The 22,965-nt window shown below is 64.3% G+C and carries 18 protein-coding genes; 10 read left to right on the top strand and 8 right to left on the bottom strand.

The window, feature by feature from the left end; all coding sequences use genetic code 11:
• The first annotated feature begins 112 nt into the window (after positions 1 to 112).
• Together AB0L60_RS30040 and AB0L60_RS30035 are read left to right on the top strand one after the other, a co-directional pair.
• Entirely contained in the window at positions 113 to 1,411 is a 1,299-nt protein-coding gene (locus tag AB0L60_RS30040; protein WP_364620620.1) for an MFS transporter, read from the top strand.
• 59 nt (positions 1,412 to 1,470) lie between these two features.
• Positions 1,471 to 2,370: an alpha/beta hydrolase gene (locus tag AB0L60_RS30035; protein WP_364620617.1), complete on the top strand. Its 900-nt coding sequence runs from the start codon at positions 1,471 to 1,473 to the stop codon at positions 2,368 to 2,370.
• A 371-nt stretch (positions 2,371 to 2,741) separates the two neighbouring features.
• Here the strand turns inward: AB0L60_RS30035 and AB0L60_RS30030 are convergent, their stop codons facing one another.
• Positions 2,742 to 3,692, bottom strand: a complete 951-nt coding sequence (locus AB0L60_RS30030) for a transcriptional regulator (protein ID WP_364620614.1) — start codon at positions 3,690 to 3,692, stop codon at positions 2,742 to 2,744.
• 100 nt (positions 3,693 to 3,792) lie between these two features.
• On the opposite strand from AB0L60_RS30030, the gene AB0L60_RS30025 reads away from it, so the two are divergent.
• Entirely contained in the window at positions 3,793 to 4,422 is a 630-nt protein-coding gene (locus AB0L60_RS30025) for a TIGR03086 family metal-binding protein (RefSeq protein ID WP_364620612.1), read from the top strand.
• Between the two features lie 62 nt (positions 4,423 to 4,484).
• Positions 4,485 to 5,579, top strand: coding sequence for a redox-regulated ATPase YchF (ychF, locus tag AB0L60_RS30020; protein WP_364620609.1), 1,095 nt, complete (start codon positions 4,485 to 4,487; stop codon positions 5,577 to 5,579).
• Between the two features lie 121 nt (positions 5,580 to 5,700).
• Here the strand turns inward: ychF and AB0L60_RS30015 are convergent, their stop codons facing one another.
• The 6 genes from AB0L60_RS30015 to AB0L60_RS29990 form a co-directional block, all read right to left on the bottom strand.
• Positions 5,701 to 6,690, bottom strand: a complete 990-nt coding sequence (locus AB0L60_RS30015; protein WP_364620606.1) for a pyridoxal-phosphate dependent enzyme — start codon at positions 6,688 to 6,690, stop codon at positions 5,701 to 5,703.
• A 2-nt stretch (positions 6,691 to 6,692) separates the two neighbouring features.
• Complete coding sequence (locus tag AB0L60_RS30010) at positions 6,693 to 7,994, bottom strand: D-arabinono-1,4-lactone oxidase (protein ID WP_364620604.1); 1,302 nt, start codon at positions 7,992 to 7,994, stop codon at positions 6,693 to 6,695.
• Positions 7,995 to 8,091: 97 nt separating this feature from the next.
• The gene (locus tag AB0L60_RS30005; RefSeq protein ID WP_364620601.1) at positions 8,092 to 9,045 is read right to left on the bottom strand and encodes a LysR substrate-binding domain-containing protein; all 954 of its coding nucleotides are present in this window, start codon (positions 9,043 to 9,045) and stop codon (positions 8,092 to 8,094) included.
• Between the two features lie 23 nt (positions 9,046 to 9,068).
• Positions 9,069 to 9,221, bottom strand: a complete 153-nt coding sequence (locus tag AB0L60_RS30000) for an acyl-CoA dehydrogenase family protein (protein ID WP_364620598.1) — start codon at positions 9,219 to 9,221, stop codon at positions 9,069 to 9,071.
• A 645-nt stretch (positions 9,222 to 9,866) separates the two neighbouring features.
• Positions 9,867 to 10,298: a hypothetical protein gene (locus AB0L60_RS29995; RefSeq protein ID WP_364620595.1), complete on the bottom strand. Its 432-nt coding sequence runs from the start codon at positions 10,296 to 10,298 to the stop codon at positions 9,867 to 9,869.
• Between the two features lie 15 nt (positions 10,299 to 10,313).
• Positions 10,314 to 13,022 (bottom strand): hypothetical protein, encoded by a 2,709-nt coding sequence (locus tag AB0L60_RS29990; RefSeq protein ID WP_364620593.1) that lies wholly within the window; start codon positions 13,020 to 13,022, stop codon positions 10,314 to 10,316.
• A gap of 1,163 nt (positions 13,023 to 14,185) precedes the next feature.
• Here AB0L60_RS29990 and AB0L60_RS29985 point away from each other — a divergent pair.
• From AB0L60_RS29985 to AB0L60_RS29960, 6 genes are all read left to right on the top strand, one after another.
• Positions 14,186 to 14,908 carry a hypothetical protein gene (locus AB0L60_RS29985; RefSeq protein ID WP_364620590.1) on the top strand — a complete coding sequence of 241 codons (723 nt, stop codon included), beginning with the start codon at positions 14,186 to 14,188 and terminating at the stop codon, positions 14,906 to 14,908.
• A 103-nt stretch (positions 14,909 to 15,011) separates the two neighbouring features.
• Positions 15,012 to 16,019 (top strand): hypothetical protein, encoded by a 1,008-nt coding sequence (locus AB0L60_RS29980; protein ID WP_364620587.1) that lies wholly within the window; start codon positions 15,012 to 15,014, stop codon positions 16,017 to 16,019.
• A 617-nt stretch (positions 16,020 to 16,636) separates the two neighbouring features.
• Positions 16,637 to 19,339, top strand: a complete 2,703-nt coding sequence (locus AB0L60_RS29975) for a zinc-ribbon domain-containing protein (RefSeq protein WP_364620584.1) — start codon at positions 16,637 to 16,639, stop codon at positions 19,337 to 19,339.
• A gap of 263 nt (positions 19,340 to 19,602) precedes the next feature.
• Positions 19,603 to 20,613, top strand: coding sequence for an HNH endonuclease (locus AB0L60_RS29970; RefSeq protein ID WP_364620581.1), 1,011 nt, complete (start codon positions 19,603 to 19,605; stop codon positions 20,611 to 20,613).
• A 63-nt stretch (positions 20,614 to 20,676) separates the two neighbouring features.
• The gene (locus AB0L60_RS29965; RefSeq protein ID WP_364620578.1) at positions 20,677 to 21,174 is read left to right on the top strand and encodes a hypothetical protein; all 498 of its coding nucleotides are present in this window, start codon (positions 20,677 to 20,679) and stop codon (positions 21,172 to 21,174) included.
• 425 nt (positions 21,175 to 21,599) lie between these two features.
• Positions 21,600 to 22,538: a hypothetical protein gene (locus AB0L60_RS29960; protein WP_364620575.1), complete on the top strand. Its 939-nt coding sequence runs from the start codon at positions 21,600 to 21,602 to the stop codon at positions 22,536 to 22,538.
• 51 nt (positions 22,539 to 22,589) lie between these two features.
• On the opposite strand, the gene AB0L60_RS29955 is transcribed toward AB0L60_RS29960, so the two are convergent.
• Positions 22,590 to 22,892, bottom strand: coding sequence for a hypothetical protein (locus AB0L60_RS29955; RefSeq protein WP_364620572.1), 303 nt, complete (start codon positions 22,890 to 22,892; stop codon positions 22,590 to 22,592).
• Positions 22,893 to 22,965: the final 73 nt, after the last annotated feature.

Raw genomic sequence — 22,965 nt, 5'->3', positions numbered from 1 at the left:
GCCCCTCGCAGTTTGCGAATGGTGTGCGTGGGTATCGGTCTGTTTCGTGCGAGATACGACGGAACCGAACAGGGCCGGCTTTCCGCTGCGGAGGTCGGTCGCCGCGAGTGCCATGGGCAATGCCACCGAGTGGTTCGACTACGGCGTGTACGCCGCCACGGCCGGCTACCTCACGTCCGCCTTCTTCCCGGGCTCGCTGGGCACCCTCGGCACCATGCTGGGCTTCGCGATCTCGTTCGTGTTGCGCCCGCTGGGCGGCATGGTGTGGGGTCCGCTGGGCGACCGCATCGGCCGCAAGGCCGTGCTGGCGACCACGATCCTGATCATGTCGGTGGCCACCGGGGCCATCGGCATCCTGCCGACCCATGCCATGGCCGGCGTGCTCGCGCCGATCCTGCTGATCCTGCTGCGGGTGGTGCAGGGCTTCTCCACCGGCGGCGAATACGGCGGCGCCGCAACCTATCTCGCGGAATGTGCGGAGGACCGCAGGCGCGGATTCCTGGGCAGCTTCCTCGAATTCGGGACGCTCGCAGGCTTTGTCGGTGGTTCGGCGGTGGTGCTGGCCTGCCAGCTGGCACTCGGTTCGGACGCCATGTACGCCGGCGGCTGGCGCATCCCGTTCCTGCTGGCCGTCCCACTGGGCCTGACCGGCTGGTATCTGCGCGGCAAGCTGGACGAGTCCCCGGTCTTCACCGAGCTGTCCGAGCAGGACGACCGGGCCACCCCGCCGGGCGGCCTGCGCCAGGTGCTGACCACCTACCGGCGCGAACTGCTCACCCTGATCGGGCTGGTGGTCGCGCTCAACGTGGTGAACTACACGCTGCTCACATATCAGCCCACCTACCTGCGGCACACCATCGGCCTGGGCGAATCCACCACCACCGCCATGATGCTCATCGGCCAGCTGGTGATGATGGTGTCGCTGCCGTTGTTCGGCCGGCTCTCCGACCGGGTCGGCCGGCGCCCGCTGTGGCTGGTCTCGCTGGTGGGGCTCACCGTCCTCGCGGTGCCCATGTACTGGCTGATGGGCCGCGGGACCGTCTGGGCCGTCATCGGTTTCGTGGTACTGGGCCTGCTGTACATACCGCAGCTGTCCACGATCAGCTCGACTTTCCCGGCCATCTTCCCCACCCACGTGCGCTATGCGGGATTCGCGTTGGGCTACAACGTATCCACGGCCGTCTTCGGCGGGACCGCCCCGCTGGTCAACGAGGCGGTCATCGAGCGCACCGGCTGGTCCCTGTTCCCCGCGGGCTATATGGTCGCCGCCTCCCTGATCGGCCTGGCCGCCTGCGCCTTCCTGCGCGAAACCGTCGGAACCTCATTGCACGGCACCGAGATCCCCGCCGCCGAGCTCACACCCGTCGCGAGCACGAGCCGTGAGCTGCCCTCCCTCAGCGCGGAAGGTTGACGGCACGCGGGTTTGGGTAAAGAACCCAGCATCCGTCGTTGTCGACCACTGGGGGAAATATGCCCGAACCTGACGGTCAACTCTCTGAAATCTCCACCACCGCACCGACATTCGTGTTCGTCCACGGCTTGACGAGCAACAGTTTCTTCTGGACGCCCGTGGTGCGCGAACTGGCATTGCTCGGACACCGCAGCCTGCCGGTGGATCTGCCCGGCCACGGGCTCGACGCCTCGATACCGCTGTCGTATCAGGCGCAGGACATTGCCGCATTCACCACCGGGCCGTCGCCGATGGCCGCAATCACCGTGCAGGACAATGTCACCCACGTCATCGACGCGGTGCGGCAGGTGCGGCGGCACGGCCCGGTGATCCTGGTCGGCCACAGCCTCGGCGGCATCACGATCGGTCTGGTAGGCAATGCCATACCCGAGGCCATTCACCGCATCGTCTACCTGTCCGCCTTCTGCCCGTCCACCCCGGACGCGCCCAGCGCCATGGCGCTGAGCCAGACTCCCGAAGCCTTGAAGGACGTCCCGATCCCGAATCCGGACCATTCGCTGTTCCTGGGAATGGAGCCGGTATCCCGCGGCCTCATCCGATTCAACCTGCGTTCGGCCGATCCCGAAGCGCTCGAGGATTTCCGGGTGACCAATATGCCCGAGGCCACGCTCGAGCAGATGCTCCTGGTACTCAACTTCGGAATGCAGCCCGAGGACGGCGCGCAAACCAATTTCGCCGACGCCCGGGTCGAGGCCGACACCTGGGGACGAATTCCCCACAGCTACATACGTCTCACCCGGGACAATGTCATCTCCGCGGCGCTGGCCACGAAAATGATCGACGACGCCGACCACCTCACCCCGGGCAATCCCTTCGACGTGCACAGCCTCGAGGCCGGCCATGCCGGTGTCATGTTCCGGGCTCGCGAACTGGCGGCCCTCCTCGATCAGCTCGCCTGAACCGACGATCAAGGCCGCCAACTGGTTTCGTCTGCGCCGGGTCGCGGTGGACGGATCGACCGAGGCTATCGACTCGGCTCAGAGCGCTGGGTCGCCGCTACTCCGGCCGGAAGCGGAGATTCGGCGCTGCACCGCGAGAAGGTCACTGCGAGATCGAACTGCCCGACGGAGGACACCGGATCTATTTCGACGCCTATACCGAGAAGAAGTACTTCTACAGCGACAGCCACGACGGATTCCGCACCTGGACCGCACCCGTCGAGCTGCCAGGATTGTCCGGAACCGTTCGCCACGTCACGGTCCTGCCCGAACCTGCCGGCACCCAGTAGTAATCACCACACTGGCAATCGCTGCTGACTCATCGGTGGAGTTCACGGATAGGTGGCGGCCGCGTATCGGTGGGCGAGGGTGCGGATGTGGGTGACGAGTTCGGGTGGGTCGGTGACGCGGAAATCCATCATCAGCATGCTGAGGTAGATGGCGATGGTTTCCAGACGGTCGGCTCCGGTCAGCAGGAGGCAGGAGGTGTCGTCGAGGGGTTCGACGACGCCGACTGTGGGGTTGATGCGGGCTATGACGGTTTCAGCGGGGGCCAGGACGGTGACGCGGGCGTGGACTTGCCAACCGGTGGAGGCTATTTCGCGCAGGACGAAGGCGACGAGGTCGGAGTCGGGGAGTGGGCGTGGGGCGAAATGTCGTGTGCCGGGCAGGATTTCGGCGATCGACGCCACCGGGAGTGCCTGCCAGGAGTGGGAATCGAGACTGTAGGCGACCAGGTACCAGCGGCGTTGCCAGCTGATCAATCGGTAGGGCTCGAGTTCGGAGGCGTCGGCGCGCAGGGTGGTGGTGGCGCGGATGGCGGTGGCCAGGGTGGCGAGGGTTTCGGCGGAGACGGGGGCGTCGGGTTCCCGGGATCCGGTGACGGCGGGGCCGATGTCCGTGACGGAACGCAGTGCGGTGACCTTGCGTTGCAGGCGTTTCGGGAGGATGCGGTCCATTTTCTCCTGGGCGCGTTGGAGATTGGCGTGGATGTCGGCGATGCCGGTGCTGCCGTCGGCGGCCACGTTCATGGCGACGGCCACCGCGACGGCCTCGTCGTCGTCGAGCAGCAGTGGGGGCATGGTGGCGCCCTGGCCGAGGCGGTAGCCGCCTACCGGGCCGCGGGCGGCGTGCACCGGGTAGCCGAGTTCGCGCAGGCGCGCAATGTCCTGGCGGAGGGTGCGGTCGGTGACGGAGAGTCGTTCGGCCAGTTCGCCTCCGGTGAGGGTGCGCTCCTGGAGCAGGGACAGCAGGCGCAGCAAGCGGGTTGTGGTGGAGGTCACACAGCGCCCTTCCGTCCGGCCGGATTATTAGGAAGAAAACCAGCCTAATCGGGTCATACCTTTATCTCAACGGATCGAAACGACCTGAGAGGCAAGAACAATGAGCGCCAACCCGCAGACCGGCAACTCGCCCGCCACCGTCCTCGCCCCGGCCTGGCGCGAGGTCCTCGCGGCGTCGCACCGCGCGCTCGCCGAGGTCGTGGCCGGTGTGGGCGCGAACCAATGGGACAACCCCACCCCGTGCTCGGAGTGGACTGTGACGCAGGTGGTTCAGCACGCGGCCGGTGATCAGCTGGCCTACGCCAAGTTCCTCGGCATCGGTGACGGCCCGGCCTGCAACCCGTTCGAGCCCTCCGGCCACATCGACGGCGGCGCGGTCGAATTGGTCTCCGCCGCAATCGAACCCACCGCCACTGCCTGGGCCACCGTCACCGACGGCACCGAGACGGTGCCCACCCCGCTGCCGCACGGCGAGCTCCCCACCCCGGTGGCCGCGGTCATGTGCGCGCTCGACGCCGCGGTGCACGCCTGGGACATCGCCAGCGGCACCGGGCAGCCCTCGCCGCTCACCGAAGAACTGGCCGGGCACCTGCTCACCGCCGCCCGCGGCCTCGTCGAGCCGCTGCGCGACTACGGCGTCTTCGCGCCCGTCGTCACCGGACTGCCCGCGAGCGGCAACCTGGTGGCCGACGAACTGCTGGCCTACCTCGGCCGCAACCCACGGGCCTGACGGACCAGCCCCGGACCTGCGGTGACGGAGCGGGCTGCCGGTCCGGGTAGACTCCCACTCTCGTGAGTCTCACCCTCGGAATCGTCGGCCTGCCCAACGTCGGAAAGTCGACGCTGTTCAACGCTCTGACGCGCAATGACGTGCTGGCCGCGAACTACCCGTTCGCCACCATCGAGCCGAATGTCGGTGTGGTGCCGCTGCCGGACCCGAGGTTGAACACGCTGGCCGGCATCTTCGGCTCCGAGCGCCTCGTCCCCGCGGTGGTGTCGTTCGTCGACATCGCGGGCATCGTGAAGGGCGCCTCCGAGGGTGCGGGCCTGGGCAACAAGTTCCTCGCCAATATCCGTGAGGCCGATGCCATCTGCCAGGTCGTGCGCGTCTTCGCCGACGACGACGTGATCCACGTCGACGGGAAGGTGGACCCGCTGTCCGACATCGAGGTGATCGAGACCGAGCTCATCCTGGCCGACCTGCAGACCCTCGAGAAGGCCGTGGTCCGTCTCGACAAGGAAGCCAAGGTCAAGAAGGACCGCAAGCCGGTCGCCGACACCGCCAAGCAGGCGCAGGAAATCCTCAACAGCGGCAAGACCCTGTTCGCCGCGCGCGACCAGCTGGACACCGAGCTGCTGAAAGAACTCTCGCTGCTCACCATCAAGCCATTCCTCTATGTCTTCAACGCCGACGAGTCGATCCTCACCGACGAGGACAAGAAGGCCGAGCTGAAGGCCGCCGTCGCCCCCGCCGACGCGGTGTTCCTGGACGCCAAGGTCGAGGCCGAACTGCTCGAGCTGGACGAGGAATCCGCCCTCGAACTGCTGGAATCCATCGGCCAGACCGAGCCGGGCCTGCACGCCCTGGCCCGCGCCGGCTTCCACACCCTGGGCCTGCAGACCTACCTCACCGCCGGTCCCAAGGAAGCCCGCGCCTGGACCATCCACCAGGGCGACACCGCCCCCAAGGCCGCCGGCGTCATCCACACCGACTTCGAACGCGGCTTCATCAAGGCCGAGATCGTCGCCTTCACCGACCTCGTCGAGGCCGGTTCCATGGCCGCCGCCAAGTCCGCCGGCAAGGTCCGGATGGAAGGCAAGGACTACGTCATGGCCGACGGCGACGTCGTCGAGTTCCGAAGCGGATTAGCCTCTGCGAAGAAGTAGGGCAGCGCGTGTATCGCTGCTGGTAGAGACTCTACTGAGCCCCCATCCGGTGTCCGGGTGGGGGCTCAGTCGTTTCGTCGGCGTCCCTTTTACGTTCGTTTCGAGCTGCGGTCTCGTGTGATCACCGAGTGCCGTCGGTGTGCAGATAGACGATGGGTCCGGTACCGAATCCCCCCTGCGGGTCCAGGATCGCGGCCATCGCTTTGGCGGTGTAGACGGGTTCGAGGTGTAGTCCGGCGTTCTCGCGGGCCGATATCTGTGCGGCCCGGCCGGAGTCGGTCGCATGGCCGTAGCCGGGACCGAGCTGGTCGCGCACCAGCAACAGCCGATCTGCCGTCAGCGCCACGTTCGGTAGGTGCGCGCCGCGGGCACGCAGCAGCCGTTCGGTACGCCCGGCCGTCCGCAGCAGGCTGCGCGGGTCCAGCCGGAGCTTGTCGTTGACCACGACGCCCACCACCTGGGTGCGCAGTCCGGCGAGGGTGAGCCCCAGCGCCAGCCCGGCGGCCGTGCCGCCAGAGCCGACGGCGGTGACGATATGTGTCGGTTCAGGCATGACGCCGGCCGCTACTTGGGCCGCGAGTTCCAGGCCGACCTCGACGTAGCCGAGCAGGCCCAGCGGCGACGACCCACCGGCAGGCAGCAGATACGGCGGGGTCGACCCGGTGCGGTGCCGGGCCAGCAGCCACGGCACGGTGAGTGCGGTGCGCGCCACGGTGTGCGTGAAGTACACGGTGGCGCCGGAGTTCCGGATGCGCTCGAGCTGGGCGTGCACATGCCCGTCCACCGGCTGGTCGACCAGGGCCAGTACGGTGGCGAGCCCCTGCTCGCGCGCGTAGAGCGCGGTGGCCAGCCCCCAGTTGGTACCCAGCCCGCCGACGGTGAGGATGGTGCGCCGGCCTCGGCGGACGACGTCGGGCAGTAGCCACTCCAGTTTGCGGACCTTGTTGCCGCCCCAGCCACCGTCACCGAAGGCGCCCTCGTCCGCGAGCCAGATCTCGGTCTCGGTGCCGGGGAATGGTGGCAGCCGGCAGAGCGGGGTCGGTGCCGCGCCCAGCGACAGGTGCGGCACGGTATCTCGGAGCTCGGGGAAACGGTCGTACAGCAGAGGCACGCTCAATCCCCCAGTACTCGCGCGACGTAGGCGTTGGTGAAGCGACGGCCCGGATCCAGCCGGTCCCGGACCGCGGCGAACCGATCCCAGTCCGGGTACTCCGGGGCCAGGTCGGCGGCGGAGCGGAAGTGCCGTTTGCCCCAGTGTGGCCGCCCGCCGACCCCGCGCAGGATCTGTTCCACGGCACGGAAATACGGCTCCCAAGCCATCCGCTCGAACTGATGCACTGCGATATAGCAGCTGGCCCGGCCTCCGGCTGGGCTGAGGAAGGCATCGTCAGGGGCCACGAAACGCACTTCGATCGGCACCGGGACGTCGAAGCGCGGCTGTTCGGCGAGCGCCAGAACCTGCCGCACCGCCTCGGCGGCGTGCTCGCGCGGGATGGCGTACTCCATCTCGGTGATCGGCACGCGGCGTGGGGTAGCGAAGATCCGGTAGGAGCGATCGACCCGGCGGGTACTGCCGGACAGCCTGGTGCACAACCGGTTCAGCGCCGGAATCCACTGCGGCCGAGCGCGGCCGAGCCGGCAGACGCCCCAGAAGGCGTAGTTGGTGAGCAGTTCGTCCTGGAACCAACCGGCGGCCTTCGACGGTGGCCGGGGCGCTTCCGAGGTCCGATTCCAGGTCTTGGTCATGGCCAGTGGGCTGTGCGGGAAAGCGAAGAAGCCGAAATGGTCGTTGCCATCGGCCAATTCATCGAGCCTGTCCAGCACCTCGGCGCGTGGCGCGACGGTGTCCACGCCCGCCAGCGTGAAGGCGGGCACCGCCTGCAGGGTCACCGCGCTCACCACGCCCAGCGCACCCAGGCTCACCCGGGCGGCACGGTAGGCTTCCGGATCGCTGTCGGCATCGATCTCGATCCGGTTGCCGTCGGCCAGTGTCAGTTCGATCGATCGCAGGCTCGCCGACAGATTCGGCAGGCCGACGCCGGCACCGTGTGTGCCGGTGGCGGTGGCGCCCGCGATGGACTGCACATCGATGTCTCCGAGGTTTGCGAAGGCCAGACCCTGCTCCCACATCGCCGCGCTCAGTGCGCCCAGTGAGATCCCGGCCTCACAGCGCACCAGACCGGAGGAGCGGTCGATGTCGAGGACCCGGTTCATCCGTTCCAGGGTGATCAGCGTGCCGTCGGTGAGCACGGCGTCGTTGAACGAGTGCCCCGCGCCCGCCACTCGAACGACCTCACCATGCTGGCCGGCCCGCTCAACCACGGCGGCGAGTTCCGCTGCGTTGGAAGGACACTCGATGGCGCGCGGGCGGCACATCTGGTCGCCCGCGAAGTTCCGCCAGGTGGATTGATTCATGGACCGGACGCTACGACTGGTGGGCGGCCGGGCGGAAACACCTGGATCCGGGTGATCGACCGAATACGGTTGTGAATCCTCGGCGTGCGGTGAATCGTCAGAGCAGCGCCGGCGGTGGTGCGGGGTCGCCGAAATCGGGTTCGGCCACTATCCGCACCAGCTCCGGGTGCTCGTCGCGCACGGTCTGCGCCAGCTCCATGAACGAGCGCACCAGCACCGAGGACCGGCCACGCCGCCGACCCACCGCGACCCGGCTCGGCGCGGCGTCGGCGATCGGCACAAGTTTCACCCCGGGAAAGGTCAGCCAGCGGCACGCTGCGGCGGTGACCACGATCCCTACCCCCGCCATCACCTTGTGCATTTCCTCGAGCAGCGTGGTGGACCGGGAGACCACCGGTGCGGCCCGTCCACCCCGATGGGAATCCAACTCCCAGAACGAGTTCCATGCACGGTCGGCGCAAGCCGACCCGAGGATCGGCTCGTCCAGCAGATCCTGCGCCGACACCACCGTCCGATCCGCCAGCCGATGCCCCGGTGGCAGCGCGACGACCACCGGCTCGCTGAACAGCGGCATGAAGTCGAGCTCGGGCGCCGAGATCGGCAACCGGACGAAGGCCACGTCCACCTCACCGCCGCACAGGCCCGCCGATGGATCGTTGTAGGCGAACTGCCGCAGCTCCAGTCGAGCACCCGGATGGCGCTGCCGGAACGCGGACAGGATGGGATCGGTCAGTGTCAGCGCCGCGCCCTCCAGGAAACCCAGCGTCAGCTGTTCGTGCTCACCGCGCTCGAGTGCGCGCGCCCGGTCCACCGCGGTCCCTGCGGCCGCCAGCAGGGCCCGCGCGTCCGCGAGAAAAGCCACCCCGGCCGCGGTCAGTTCGACGGTGCGGGTGCTACGCACGAACAGAGTCACCCCGATCTGCTGCTCGAGCTGCCTGATCTGCGCGCTCAAAGACTGCTGGGCGACATGGACCCGCACGGCCGCGCGGGTGAAGTTCAATTCCTCGGCCACCGCGACGAAATAGCGCAGGTGCCGCATGTGCAGATCCACCGGTCGAGTCTAGGTCCCGAACGTCACCGCAGGTAGCCGAAGACCTTGGCCGCCAGATCGGTCATGACTTCGCTCGCGCCGCCGCCGATGCCGAGGATGCGGACGTCGCGGTAGTGGCGTTCGACCTCGGCCTCGAATTCATCGCGACCTACCAGGCGCACGCCGCCGGCACCCACAACCGGTCGGCAACCGTTCCTCCGCCACGATCAGGCTGCGGTGATCGGCGTGCACCTGAGCGAACCGCCGTCCACGCCCCGCGTTGCCCGTGCCGAAACCACACGATAATTGGCATGAGCGCGCACTTGAGTTCACTAGAGCCAGCCAGGCGATGCGGCCGGAGGAGTGGTCTCGAGGCGGTGCCGGCGGCGGCTGGATCGCCGAGTCGCGTACAGAGGTTATTCGGCTTCGGAACGTGAGTCGAGCTCTGAACAGGGCGTTTGACGTGCAGATATTGGATGTCAATGGGGTCGAATTCCGAAGCGGAGTAGCGTCACCGTCGAAGAGCAAGTAGGAGCGCGTTGGGGCTGATGAGAGGCCCGAGCCTTGGCGGCCGTGTATCCCTGAGAGGGCGCCTGCTTGTGTTCGCGAGCCCCACGCCTAGGGCGCGCTCCTTCGTCGCGTCGTGCGGAGCGCCGCTCTTGGCCCGCGAGCCTCTACGCGGAGAAGGACAGGTTTAACGGGCAGACCGGAGGACCCGCCCGTTGGAGGAGCGAGCAAGCGCCACCATCCAGGGGCAGAAGAGTCCGTCGACACTGCAATCGGCGAATCGTCAGCCGTCGGTACGCGAACGGCGGCACCTCAACCTTTGGAACAGCTACGGATCAGTGCCAGGGCACACCTATTGCGAACTCGGCCGCTGCCAGCATCCTCATCACATCTGGCGGAATCGACTTCTCGAAATCCTCGTGCACCACATCCATGGGGGATACTGCACGGTCCGCACCGTCGCGTCCCCGGACCACCAGCAAGTAGTTTTCGCCACGTTCATCCGTTACCAGATCCCAGGTCGGGTGGTACCGGACGATGAGAACTTGGGCCACGTAGGACGCTAGCGAATTATGGAACCACAGCCAGTCATCGTCGGTCATGTTCTGATAATCGAGATCAAAGACAAAACGCTCCAGATAAGGCAGGAATTCCTCTGGCCTTGAGTCCATATCTATATCGGCCACGCCAAGGATGCGGATGAGCTCATCCAGCACTATTCGACGTTCCCGATCCCATGCGAGAAGTTTATCCGCTTTCTCTGGCATTTTCCGTACCTTCCTTCAGAGATGCTCGACTATAGTAATATTTGCACGAATTAGTTCTGCACGCAATTCCGGACTGGGGCCAGCGCCCAAAAACTCCCATAAGGGCCGGTAACCGGGATCGATAACACGACGCGCGACATCCTTCGCGACTTGTTTCTCGATGAATTTGCTCAATGGCACTTCTTTTCTCTGGCTAACCCATTGACCCGGCTTGATTTGGATTCGGCGCCACATTCCGTAGGTTTTTACTTCGATGGCGAGGGTGTCGATGGGGGTCAAGTACACGGGGACGTCGACGTTTCTGGTGGTATCGGCTTCGATGGGAAAGTTCGGGTCTCCGCTGCCCTTCGGCACCGGATACCGGCGTTCGGGCTGGCCGCCGTAGCGCTGGCGTGTATTCTCCTCACCCGCCGCTCCTCGCGCCTGCGGATTTCGGATCTTGCGCACCTGCTCGATCGATAGCCGTGCCCGGCCTGGCGGGAGTTGCGGCGGTGTCTTCTGAGGCTGCCAGGGTTGAGTGTGCGCGCGGTCGGAAGCCACCGGTCCGGTGGAGTCGGTTTCGGCTGCACTGGCACCGTTTGCACTGCGCCGCGCAGCGGACTGGGTGGGTGCGGGCGCTGTGGCCTCACCAGCGGGCCGGCTGACACCCACCTCGACACGCGCTTGCACCTCGGCCTGCGCGCCGGTCGTTACGGGGGAGGCCCCGTCTGCAGCCCTGCCGCCACGAGAGGCTGCGTCGATGGCGGATTCGGCGGAGTTCCCGGCCGCCGCAGCCCCTCGTGTGGCCGGTGTTAATTCCTCCTGCACCGGCGTCGTTGCGCGAGCACGCGCCGCTGTGGCGGCTTCGGAAGTCGATGATGCAGACGTCACACGGGTAAGATTGGCTTCTGCGACTTGCGCCGCCGCGGCGGGCGCCGCACGGAATTGTCCGGCCAACCCGGGCAATTCGCCTTCAACCGCGCCGAGTCCGCGACCAGGGAGATTCATACCGGGCCCTTGACGGGAGGGCGGAACACCTTCGCCCGGCACACTCGGGCCAATCCCCGGCGGCCGGATCGGCGGGCCACCCTGCAGGATCTGCGGACCGTCATAGGGAACGCCCCAGTGATAGCCGTTCTTGTCCTTGATGATCAGCGTGCCATCGAGGGTCTTATAGAACGCCTCACCCGGAACGTTGCCGGGGGGATGGATCTGGATCAATGATTCGGGGACGAACGGGCCAGAATGTGTCAGCTGCGGATTGCCGTGGCTGTCGAAGTACACCTTCGGTTGCGGATCGGTGCCGATGAAACGCTGCCAGGCGGTGCTGTGGTCATCAGGGACATACACAGTGCCGTCACTGTTGTATTTGACATCCTGGCCCTCCACCTCGAAATGAATGAAGCCGTCATCGGTGCGGACACCGCCGTCGCCGCCTTTGGAATAGTGCGCAATCGGCTTGCCCTGCAGATCGGTGACTGTAACGTCGGTCCACGGCCGGTTTGCCCCTTCGTCGCCTCCGTGCGCGATCGATGTGGTAATTGTTTTGGCGACCATGTCGGTGAGCACATGGTGGGGCCGGCCGAATTCGTCGGTCCAGGTTTTCAGGCTGTACCCGTGCAGCAGGTCGGTCGTCACCTCGAACGGCCGCCCGCCCGAATCGAAGCCCTTTTCGTAGCTGGTTCCGTCCTGTGTTCCGGTCACCAGAACACTGCCGCCGGGACCGCGGTCGATACGGATACCGTTGTATTCGATCTGGTAGCCGGTTCCGTCCGGGTTGTGCTGCCCTGTAAGAGCTTGCTCGACATGACCGTGCTCGTCGAATCGTGAGTTGGTGGTGTAGGTGCCGCCGCGACCATCCGGGTAGGTCGTATCGACACTGCCGTCAGGGTTGAGGATCGACGCGACGGTCGACACACTTCCGTCGGAGTTCTGCGACGTGGTGTGCACCTGTTGTCCGTCGGCAGTGATGTCGGATTCGATCGGGGCCGGTCCAGCCGGGTTCAGTCCGACCGGAATGGTATAGGTCTTCGCATGTCCGGGTGTGGCATCGTGGGTACCGTCGGGGTAGCGCACCGAATACGAGCCGTCGGGGTTGGCGGTCCAGGTAGTGATGTTGCCGTAGCCGTCGTCGACGGAGCGGACCTGGGTGATGGCGCCGCCGATGCTGGTGATGGTGGTGTCGCGGCTGAGTCCGCCTGTGCCGAGCACGATGTCGGATTCGGCGGTGGCGATGACCAGGCCGTTCTGGTCGAGGACCTGGGTCTTGTTGTGGCCGGTGGCGGGGTCGGTGGTGCCGATGATGGTGGTGTTGTTGGCCCCGGTGGTGATGGTGGTGTTGCCGCTGGGAAGAGTGAGGGTTTGTCCGGGGGCGGGTTTTCCAGCGGCCAGGACCGCGGTCAGGTCTTCGACACCACCTTGGGCTGGCGGCGCGGGTTGTCCGGGAGCGCCGAGTCCGAGCTGCGCCAGGGTCGGGGTGGGAACGCCTGTGTTGGAGGGGTTTTGGCCTGTGGCCGGCGCCGGGGCCGGCGGTTGGGGTTGGGGGTCCGGCTGGGGTGCCACCGGTGCTGGGTTGGCCGGAGCGGGATTGGTCTTTTGGTCGATCTTCTCCGGTAGGTGTGGGTCGGGCATCTTCGGCATGATCGGCGCCGGACCCGCGACATCGCGCAGGACCGGTGTGGCGGCTGCGGGTGCAGGGAAAGTGGAAGGGGCATAACGGGTTTCGGTGATGACCTGCTCGGTCATGTCTTGCGCTGCGCGAATACGCCTGAACTTGGAGGCTGCGTCGGCAGCGTTGCGGACGCTGAAGTTGAAAACCCGGCCGTCTCCCTGAGGGCCAGCCTGATCAGCTGATGTGTTCTGGAATGCGGGTGGGCCTGGTCTCCACTGGCTGGGTGGTCTGACGATTTCGGGCACAACTCACCTCGTGCATGAAAAGACCGCCACGCCCGAGGGGCGGTGGCGGTGGCGATGGATGGGGATCGAGCGCTCAGCGTGGTCAGAAGCCTGCCCCTCGTGATCGACCGCTTACATGCCCTGGGCGCTTCCAAAGAGTGCTGGGATCTTCTCTGCAGCACCGGAGAAGGGCGACAGCGAAAAGCCCGATCTCACTGCAGAGATCGGGCTAGGCTTGGGCTGATGCCATGAATTGATAAGTGCCAGCGGTGCTTTGGACAGAGAGACGCAGCCGGGTGTAGACGCAGCTGTAGCGCTGCAACTATCTTCACCTAACCCGCCCCGGTCTGTCAATCCCCGATCAGACTGTCAGGTCCGTGCGCTCGCGCCACGGTCGCGCACGGGAACCCAACCTCCCCCTCGGCGTTCATGATCGTGTCCTCTTTCGAACGAGACGAACAGTCCGATGTCGTTGTGTAATCAGCTACAGTGCACTCTTGTCCGCTATAGCCAGCCTGGCGATGCAGCTGGAGGACCGAGCTTGAAGCGTCGCCGACGATGGTTGACTCGGTGAGCTGCATACACAGGTTATTCGGCTTCGGAACGCGGAATCGATCCATGAGCAGGGAGTTTGACGTGCAGATATTGGACGTCAAGAGGGCGGTGTTCCGCAGGCGGGTAACGTCTCAGAACTGCTGGTAGGACCTGGTGACCTGAGGTTTCTTCAAATCTTGCGATGTCGTCGAGTTCCGAAGCGGATTAGCGTCTGCGAAGAAGTAGGCCGGCGCGTCGATCGGTGCTGGTAGAGGCGATATTGTCGGCTCAGGCCGCCAGGTCACGTAAGACTGAGTCCTTTCGCCTGTAGCTGCGGTTTGGTCGTCCAACCCGGCGCGTGTGCGGCATCGTCGCAGGGTCGATGTCGGCGTCGGAGCGCTGCGACGGATCGGAACCGATTAGCAATTGGCGACTGTGCTTGGGAGGGCGATTTGAGTCTGGGATCGTGGATCATTGACGTGCTGAAGACGCCCGGCGGTGGCGCGACCGTCGGTGTTGTAGGAACACTCAGCGGTGCGTCTCTTACGTCCAGATGGCAACGGGTCAGCCATCGTGAGGCGTATCAGGAACGCCAGGAAGACAAACTCCGGCAGCTCGTCGCCGACATTCTTGAGCACCGACTGACATGGTCGGGAAAACTCCGAGCGGCAGGTGCTCTCATCGAGGCTTCCGACCGGTCGAACGAGGAAGCGAACAAGGCGTTTCTTGCCGGTTATGCCGCATTGGTTGGGGAGTTCGACGAAGCGAGCCGCAGCCTTGCCCGCAGCGCCGAGCAACTCCGGTTGTTCACTGTGAACGTCAAACTCCATACCGCTTTAGCTCGGATCGACGAACTGAGCCGAGTGAGCTACGGATGGGTAGGGCGCGAGGGCCGTCCAGGTCAGGGTTCGAATCCGCACTTCGACGATCCGTTCGAGTACTTCGCTGATCAGATGGAGGAGGCCTTCGACTTCCTGTCAAAAGAGACTCAGAAGCTGACAGTTCGACACGGCCTCGATAATCCTGTGCAACCGGATGGTGACACGAGTCGGTCGACGATCCGGAGACATCGAAGGGTTGCCCGCCAGGAGGGGACCGCGTACGTCACGACTTCAGAGGCTGAGCTCCCGTGGTGGAAGTACTACCCCTTCAAGGCGAAGTCCAAGTTCGTTGCCAAGTGGACACCGTTGCGTCGCCGGTGAACTAGGAGGGGATGAACCTTCACCGCAGCCGGTTGATCGACAACACGTTGGACTTAGCGATGTTGTTCCAGCAGAGTCGGTTTCACATGCGATGATGAGCGCCATGAGTACGACTAGCGACTTCCTCTCGCAGCCGGGCTTCTGGTGGGGCGTGCCCGCGGGCGCGATAATCGCTGGGACCATCGGTCCTTACATCACTGCTCGGTCAGTACGCGCCAGCGACCGGCGCAAGGCCGAACAGGAAGTTCGCATGGATGAGCGGAAGGCTCTCCGAGAAAACCGGCAGTCAAATCAGAAAATTCTACGGGAGACGGCCACTGCCTTCGGTGAGGCATGTTCGTCAGTCATCGAGAAAGCGATCGATTCAAAAGCAATCTTCAATGCAGTCAGGGATGCTGCAGTTACAGCGGCGGGAATTCCGGATGAAAAGGAACAAGAAAAGATTGAATTCGCGACGGACCTGATGGATGAAGCCAAAAAGGTGACCACGTCGTACAATAACCTTCGAGTCGTGGCACCTGTTGCCGTTCTGGAAAAGGCGGTCGCGCTAAATACGGCAATAATCGCCCTGACGAGAGCGACAACGCTGCCGCTGAGCAGGCCTCCGCTCATGAACCAGGCCTCTCTCGCCTTCGAGGCCTATACCAATTCCGTACGTGCGGAGCTCGACCTTGAAGCCTTCACGGCAGATGATACGAGCAAAGCCGCAGCTACCTACCTTGAGACCCTGAAAAGGCAGGTAGACGAATACATCAAGGAGACAAAGGATCAGGCACGCCGTCTCGGATTCCTTGAGCCGGACTCTGTCGCGGATCCTTCTGACGGAAGTTTCGAGATCGTTCCCCCGGGTGCGCTAAGGGATACAGCCATCAAGGCTGGTGCGTTGACTCAGGAGCATGTTGGCAAGCACCTCGGATGCCATGACACGAAGTCGGGATTCAATTATGGGGCGAAAATTCTGCAAATTCGGAGAGATGAAGCTTCGGAACGCCCTGGAATGTTGTTGAAGATTCTGCACCCGCCTTTCCCAGATGGTAGACCTGAACGTGAAGAACAGTTGCGTATGCGATTCAGCCAGGATCTGCAACTCCTCGATTTACCGGCTGGATAGGCCACGTTCGAGGAAACGCCGACGCTGTGGTGGACGCGCGTCATTCGAGGGAGAAGCCCTCGAAGCGGGTGACCTGGATTTCGGCTAACGTCCGAGGTTCAGGAGTCGGATCTTCCAAGTCAGCTGGACGTACGCTCGCTGCGCCCCTCATTACCGAAGTGGGCGAAACCGACATGCAGGCTGATTACAGGACGTTCTGCTAGCCGCCGGTAAGCGAGGGGAGTGGAAGGTCGGTACCGCCGGCGCGCAGCGCAGCACCTACGAGAAGGCCATCGACAAGGTCTTGCGTCACCTCGCCGCAAGTGACCACGGGCTGGAACGCCTTGCCCAGCATGAAAAAACCTATGTGACGCTCGGACTCAGCTCGGCATCCGGCCGCCGCGGTCGCCCCAAGAAGGCCCTCTAGCTCGACCCCTGGTGGGCGCTCTTTCGCGGGCGCCCACCATTGGCGTCGGTCGCACCGCCTTTGTTTCCGGTGCAAGCGGACGGGGCGGTGGCATTCGAAGTGGCTGATCTACTCGCCGCGATCGGCGCCGCGCCCGCGAGGCATTCGTTAGGCCAGTGCACTGCGGCTATGAGGTAACGTAAACGCGCGGTTGGGATCTCAGGAGGGGACAGTGAGGCGCGGATCGCCGAAGCCGGGCCAGTCGCTGGCAGAGAGATGCCCGGATGTCGCCGCCGAGTGGCACCCGACCCGGAATGGCTCCCTCCGCGCCGTAGACCTCGCTGCCGGTTCGCATACAAAGGTCTGGTGGCTGTGCTCTAGCTGCGGCAATGAATGGCAAATGTCCCTGAAGGTCCGAGTCACACCACCGTTCAGCGGCTGCCCGCCCTGTTCGTACAAGCGTGCTGGCGACATCCTGCGCACGCCGTATCCCGGCGAATCTCTGGCCGAACGACACCCGCAGGTTGCTGCCCAATGGCACCCTACGAAGAACGGCGAGCTTCAGCCCGGCGAGGTGTCGCAGGCGAGCGCCACCAAGGCGTGGTGGCTGTGTTCTGACCCTGATTGCGGGCATGAGTGGCAGACGGCAGTTGGAAACCGCACGAGCGGCAAACGCACCGGCTGCCCAAAGTGCAGTCGCCGTCGACGCAATCTGCCCGAGGCGGGCCAGTCGCTGGGCGACCTTCACCCAGATCTCGTCGCCGAGTGGCACTCAAGCAAGAACGGCGGCACTTCGCCGTCTCTGTTCAAGCCCGGATCTGGAACAAAAGTGTGGTGGCAGTGTCGCGATTGCGGCCACGAGTGGCAGGCCACCATTGCGAGCCGCGCCGTGCAGGGCAGCGGGTGCAATCCGTGTAGCTACAAGGTTCGAATCGCCCTGCGCGACAAGCCAAAACCGGGCCAAAGCTTCGTGGAGTTGCACCCGGAAATTGCCGCGCAGTGGTGCGCGGAACGGAACGACGGCGTGCGGCCAGAAGGACTCAAACCTGGCAGCGACCGATTGGTTTGGTGGCGGTGCCCGGACCGAGGTCACGAGTGGCAAGCGCGCGTATATACGAGGACCGGTAAGGACAAGACTGGCTGCCCCGAGTGCCGAGATCTGCCCAAGCCAGGGCAATCATTCGGTGAGCGCTTCCCTGAAGTTGCAGCTCAGTGGCACCCGACGAAGAACGGAGATCGCACACCACAGGACTTCAAGCACGCCAGCAAGTTCATGGCGTGGTGGAAATGTCCAGCCCAAGGCCACATCTGGCAGGCGCCGATCCTTTACAGGCGGAATGCTGGATCGACGAGCTGCCCCAAATGCACACTGTGGGGAACCTCCGAGCAAGAGATCCGACTAGCGTACGAGCTCCAGGCGGCGGGCTGCCCGGTCGACCACGATCACCCGCCGATTCCGGTTGTAGGTCGAGTACCGGTCAGAGCCGACATCGTGATGCCTGACTACCGACTGATCGTCGAGTACGACGGTAGTTACTACCATCACCTGCCCGATGCAATTCGGAAGGACACCAAGCAGTCCCAGGCTCTAATCGGTGCCGGCTGGACTGTCGTTCGCGTCCGCCACCACCCGCTCACCATGATCAACCCTTCAGATGTCGTAGTCGCCGCCGGCGCCCCGACCAAGAAAATGGCTGTCGCGGTTCTTGAAAAGCTGGCGGAACTGGGCCATCAACCGGCGCACAGCGAACGCTACTGCGGAGTTCCGGAACTGTGGGCCGTAGCCGAAGCAGACGCGTGCATAACACGGCATCACGAAGGCAGCCTGTCGGCGCTACATCCAGCTGTCGCAGCTCAGTGGCACCCGACAAAGAATGGATCCGCTGATCCCGCGTTCACCAACCCCGCCTCAAAAGTCTCCGTTTGGTGGCAATGCGAAGCGTGTGACCACGAATGGCGAACGACCCCCAAACACCGAACCGGCGACGGTAGCGGCTGCCCTGTCTGTGCCAGGCGAAAGCTCCGCAAGCCGGGCAGGTCGCTCGGTGACCTTCGTCCCGATCTGGTTGCCAAGTTCCATCCGACCAAGAACGGCGAGCTCTCACTGTTCGACCTGAACCCCCGAGTCACAAATGTCGCGATCTGGTGGCTTTGCGGCGATTGCGGACACGAGTGGCAGACAAAGGATCCACGCAGCGCAGGCTGCCGCCCCTGCGCGGCACACCAGCGAATCGCAGGAATAGTCACCCCCGAGCGGGGCCAGTCACTAGCCGACCTGCATCCCGTCTTAGCGCGGCAGTGGCACCCCACGAAAAACGCCGGCCGACTCCCGGCCGATGTAACTCCCCGGTCGTCCAAACCGGTCTGGTGGCTGTGCGACCAGTGCGGAAATGAGTGGAAGCGCAGCCCCGGCATCAGGGTGTCCAAGGGGTCCGGGTGTCGCAAATGTTCCTCCAAGATCGTGATGCGCCGACGAATGCAGCCCGCGGCTGAGCATTCTCTGGCCGCTACGCATCCCCACCTGCTGAAAGAGTGGCACCTGACGAAGAACATCGACATCGACCCAGCCACGATCGGCGAAGGCAGTGCTCATCGTGTCTACTGGCTGTGTTCAACATGCGGCAATGAGTGGCAAGCGATGGTCTGGACCCGAGCCAAGAAGGGGTTCGGCTGCAAGCGGTGCGCCTCCCGCGCTATGAGTGCTGCAAGGAGTGCCGTTCGCGAAGGGAACTCCCTCGCGGAGCTACACCCCGACCTTGCCGCGCAGTGGCACCTGACCAGAAACGGAACGGCGACCCCCGCGACTATCAACGCGAGCACGCACACGAACTATTGGTGGCTATGTGCCAGCTGTGGACACGAATGGTCAGCGAAACCCGGAAACCTCATTCGGAGCGCATATCTCTGCCCCAGTTGCAAGCAGAAGCGCGCCTAGATGCATTTCAGGCACCCTCCCCAATCTTCCGTCCACAGCGCGAAGCGATTGTCCGAAGGTGTCCGCCGCGGCCCCCATTTATCGCGGCGGCGGCGCGACCTTTGTCGATGGGAAGCCAGCTCCCAGAACGGATTTCATCGATCTTTGCGCGGTTGTCGACGAAACCGCCTGGGTGATTTCAGCGGTCGGATGCTTCAGCCTGGTGAGGTTTGTCCGAGGGTCTCAGTAATCTGCGACACGAAACTGTGGGAGGGACTGACGCGATGGTGGCTGTGCTGCAAAGCGTGACGCGTACGTATGTGTTGCAGGCGATCGAGTTGTTCACCGAGCTAGGGCGGGATGGGTTTCTGGCTCGGCACGGTTTTCGACGGGACCGCAGCTACTTCGTTCTGCACGGCGGCGTTGCTTACGATGCGAAACCCATTGCAGGAGTCGCGGTGGAGCTCATGAGCGACTGGCCTGCGGCCTTGATACCGGGTGGTCGTGCTGTCGCGGACCCGTTGCGAGCGTTGGGGTTCGATGTTGTCGAGATTCCTGACTGGCAGCTTGAGGAGACCATTCTGGCGTGCGATCTCCTCGCGCGGAACGACTGGGTGCCGATTGCTGAGTCGGATGTCCGAGTAGCCGAGCTGTCGCAGCTTCTGCGGACGCAATGGGACTTCGCTCAGTACCTGGAAGAACTGCGCAGCCCGGGCAGTGTGCACCACAAGCTCGAAGATCTGCGGACCGCACGCCCCGGCCACCTCGGCGCCGCCAAGCGGGGCGGCTCTCTCACCCGGCAGGTGGCCGCTGCCTTCGTGTCCGATCCCGAGAGGATGCATGCGCTGGCGACCGCGCTGCGCTCCATGGGTCGTCTCGCCGAAGGCGATGCCGATATGGATCTGGACGAGGTCCCGGCGTCGGAGCCACGGGCCGGGATCGACGTTGTTTCCGCCGCTGAGGGAAAGGTGATACGGCGACTGGTCAACGTGCGGGAGCGGAACCCGAAGCTGCGGGCGGAGAAGATCGCGCAGTCGCGGGAACAGCGCCACGACATTGCGTGCGAAGTGTGCGGCTTCGACTTCGAGCAGACCTATGGAAGTTTGGGCGACGGTTTCGTGCATGTGCATCATCGTGTGCCGCTGCACTTCTCAGGCGAGGTCGAGAGCACCATCGACGATCTGGTGTTGTTGTGCGCGAACTGCCATCAGATGATCCATCGTGGCCGACCGCAATGGCTCACACCGGAGCAACTACGCGCGGTCCTTGACCGGCAACGCGTTTCGGGTGCCTGAACATCCTAGCGGGGGTTCAGCGAGTCTCGCCGATCCGCCGCCGTCCACAGCTACTGTCCGGGTGTGCACCTCAACGATTGGTTAACAGCGGCTGGCGTTGCTGTCTCATTAATCGCTGCCGCGGTCGCGGCCTACAGTGCGTTTTATGCCCGTCGCCAGGCCGATTCGGCCAAGAAATCGGCAGAGGCGGCGGAGCAGATGGCTGAAACCGACACCGACCGCCGACACGACGAACTCACGCCAAAGTGGGATACGCCGGTTTGGAAGTCCACCTCGGGTGAATCGTGGCAACTTTGCCTCAGGCTTCGGCAAGGGCAGCTGGATCATCTCGTCATCGAGATTTATGACAGCCCCGACATCAGGTTCGACGTCAGCAGACAGGCCGACGTTGTCGCTGATCGCGCCGAACGACACGAAGCGATGAGTCCAGGCAGTGCCGTGCTCTTCTGGGTGTATGTCGCGCCAGGTCATGAGCGAAAGCTCCGTCTGCGTGTGACGGCCGGCCTCGCGGGTAGGGAGTGGCAGCCTACGCTGCTCCCCGAACTTGATGTGGTTGTCTGACTCCAATGAAGAAGCCCAGGTGCCCTACGGCCACCGGTACTCGTCGTACTCCATGACCTGTTCGACGGCCGCGCGCGCGAGGCGGTTCCCTGAGGCCATGCGACGCGCCGCTACTCCGCCGGCCACGCGAAGCGGAAGGGGAGGCGGGAGTGGCCGCGGTAGGACCGGTGAGTCCTGCGCAAAGGCTATTCGTTTCCGGAACGTCAGCTGAGGTGTGAACGGGGCGTTTGACGTGCAGATATTCGACGCCATCAGGCGAGAAGCCCACGGGCTGGTTGAGCCCCGTCCGGAATCCGGGTGGGGCTCAGTCGTTTCGGAGGGTACGCAGTAGCGTCCTGGTAAGAAAATCGATAGCGAGAGATGCGCTGGATCGGCCACCCTGTATCCAGCATTGAGACCTCCAACAGCGGTTAGAAGGGCGGAGCATGAGCAAGAAATACGGGCGGAAAAACCCGAACAGGCCACCGAAGCCCCCCAAGCCCCCGAAGAAGCAGCGGCAATCGCTGCCGGAGATCAACGTCGTGCCAAAGGGGAAGCGCGGTGGGACGCTCACAACCAAGTGGACCACGCACCAGGACTCCATCCTGCCGGTGGCGCTGAAGTTCAGGCCACCGCTGATTGAAAACTCTTCTGAGCCATCACATTTCGAGTACCACTGGCAGCACCTCACCTATGCCTTCGGCCTTCCCGATCCTGCGGACTTTCCCGCGTTCACCTTGCCCATCGACGCGGCCGACCGTCGGAACCTGATGCGCTTCGTCCAGGTCTGCGAGAAGACCGCGGCCTACAGCGTGGTTAGCCATAAGGGTGGGATGAAGTTATCAATCGAGAACGGCAACGCAACAATGAGCTTCGATCGGGTCGATGACGAAGACATGGTTGGGTTCTCAGTGCGGTTCCGCCAGCTGCACAGCTCTAGTGCGGGCGATCCTGATTTCTCGAACGTTGCCAACATCCTGGCTAGGTACGCCAAACAGGAAACTGACGGCCACGCCGATAGCCGTATGGAAATCCTCGCAGCATGGCGCAAAGCCCGAGGCCAGCTAATGAGTCGTCCGTTGCAGAACATCGTGTGTCGCATGGTTCTCACAAGTAACGGGTGCCCAGCAGGCCAGATTGACCAGCACGAGATGTACGGCGACGTGAACCCAGCCGAGGTCATCAATCTGTACAACTACGGCGAGCTGATCCACTACGGCAAGCACAGTGAGGAATACGACGAACTCGCCGAAGACTCCGAGCGCGAAGGGATCCAGAACCACAACTTCATGGTTTCCATGCTCGGCCTGGTTCACCTCTACTTCGGATTCTCCATGGTTGCCCAGGCCGCCTTGAAGGACGCCACCGCAGGTGTCCAGAAGTGATCAGTTCAGAAGTGGCTGGCATCGATAGCGCTGCAATGCCTTCCAGCACGTTCAATAGCGGTCAGCTAGATCCTCGTCGTCGACCACCTGCACGGCCTCGGTGAGCCGCCGCAACCTCGCGACCACGATCTCGGCTGTAACCCCGCTCCGATAGACGCCGTCGCACACGGCGACGACGCCACCGAGCATCGGCAGGGCGAGCAGCGCGAGCACCTCGTCGATGTCGTCCAGGGTCGGCGCTGTGTCGACCGTGGGCCGGACCGCGCGCAGTACATCGCGCGCGTCGAACATCTCGGCGGGATCGACCTCGGCGAGAACGTCGAGGACCGCGGCGAGCAGGTGGTCAGCTGCCATCACTGACGCCGTCCCGCCCATCGAAGGCCAACGGGCTGCAGCCCGGTCCAAGTTCCGGCTGGAACACATGAGC

It is taken from the genome of Nocardia sp. NPDC051981, from assembly GCF_040680715.1.
Taxonomy (GTDB): Bacteria; Actinomycetota; Actinomycetes; order Mycobacteriales; family Mycobacteriaceae; genus Nocardia.
This window is presented reverse-complemented; position numbering and strand designations above follow the sequence as displayed.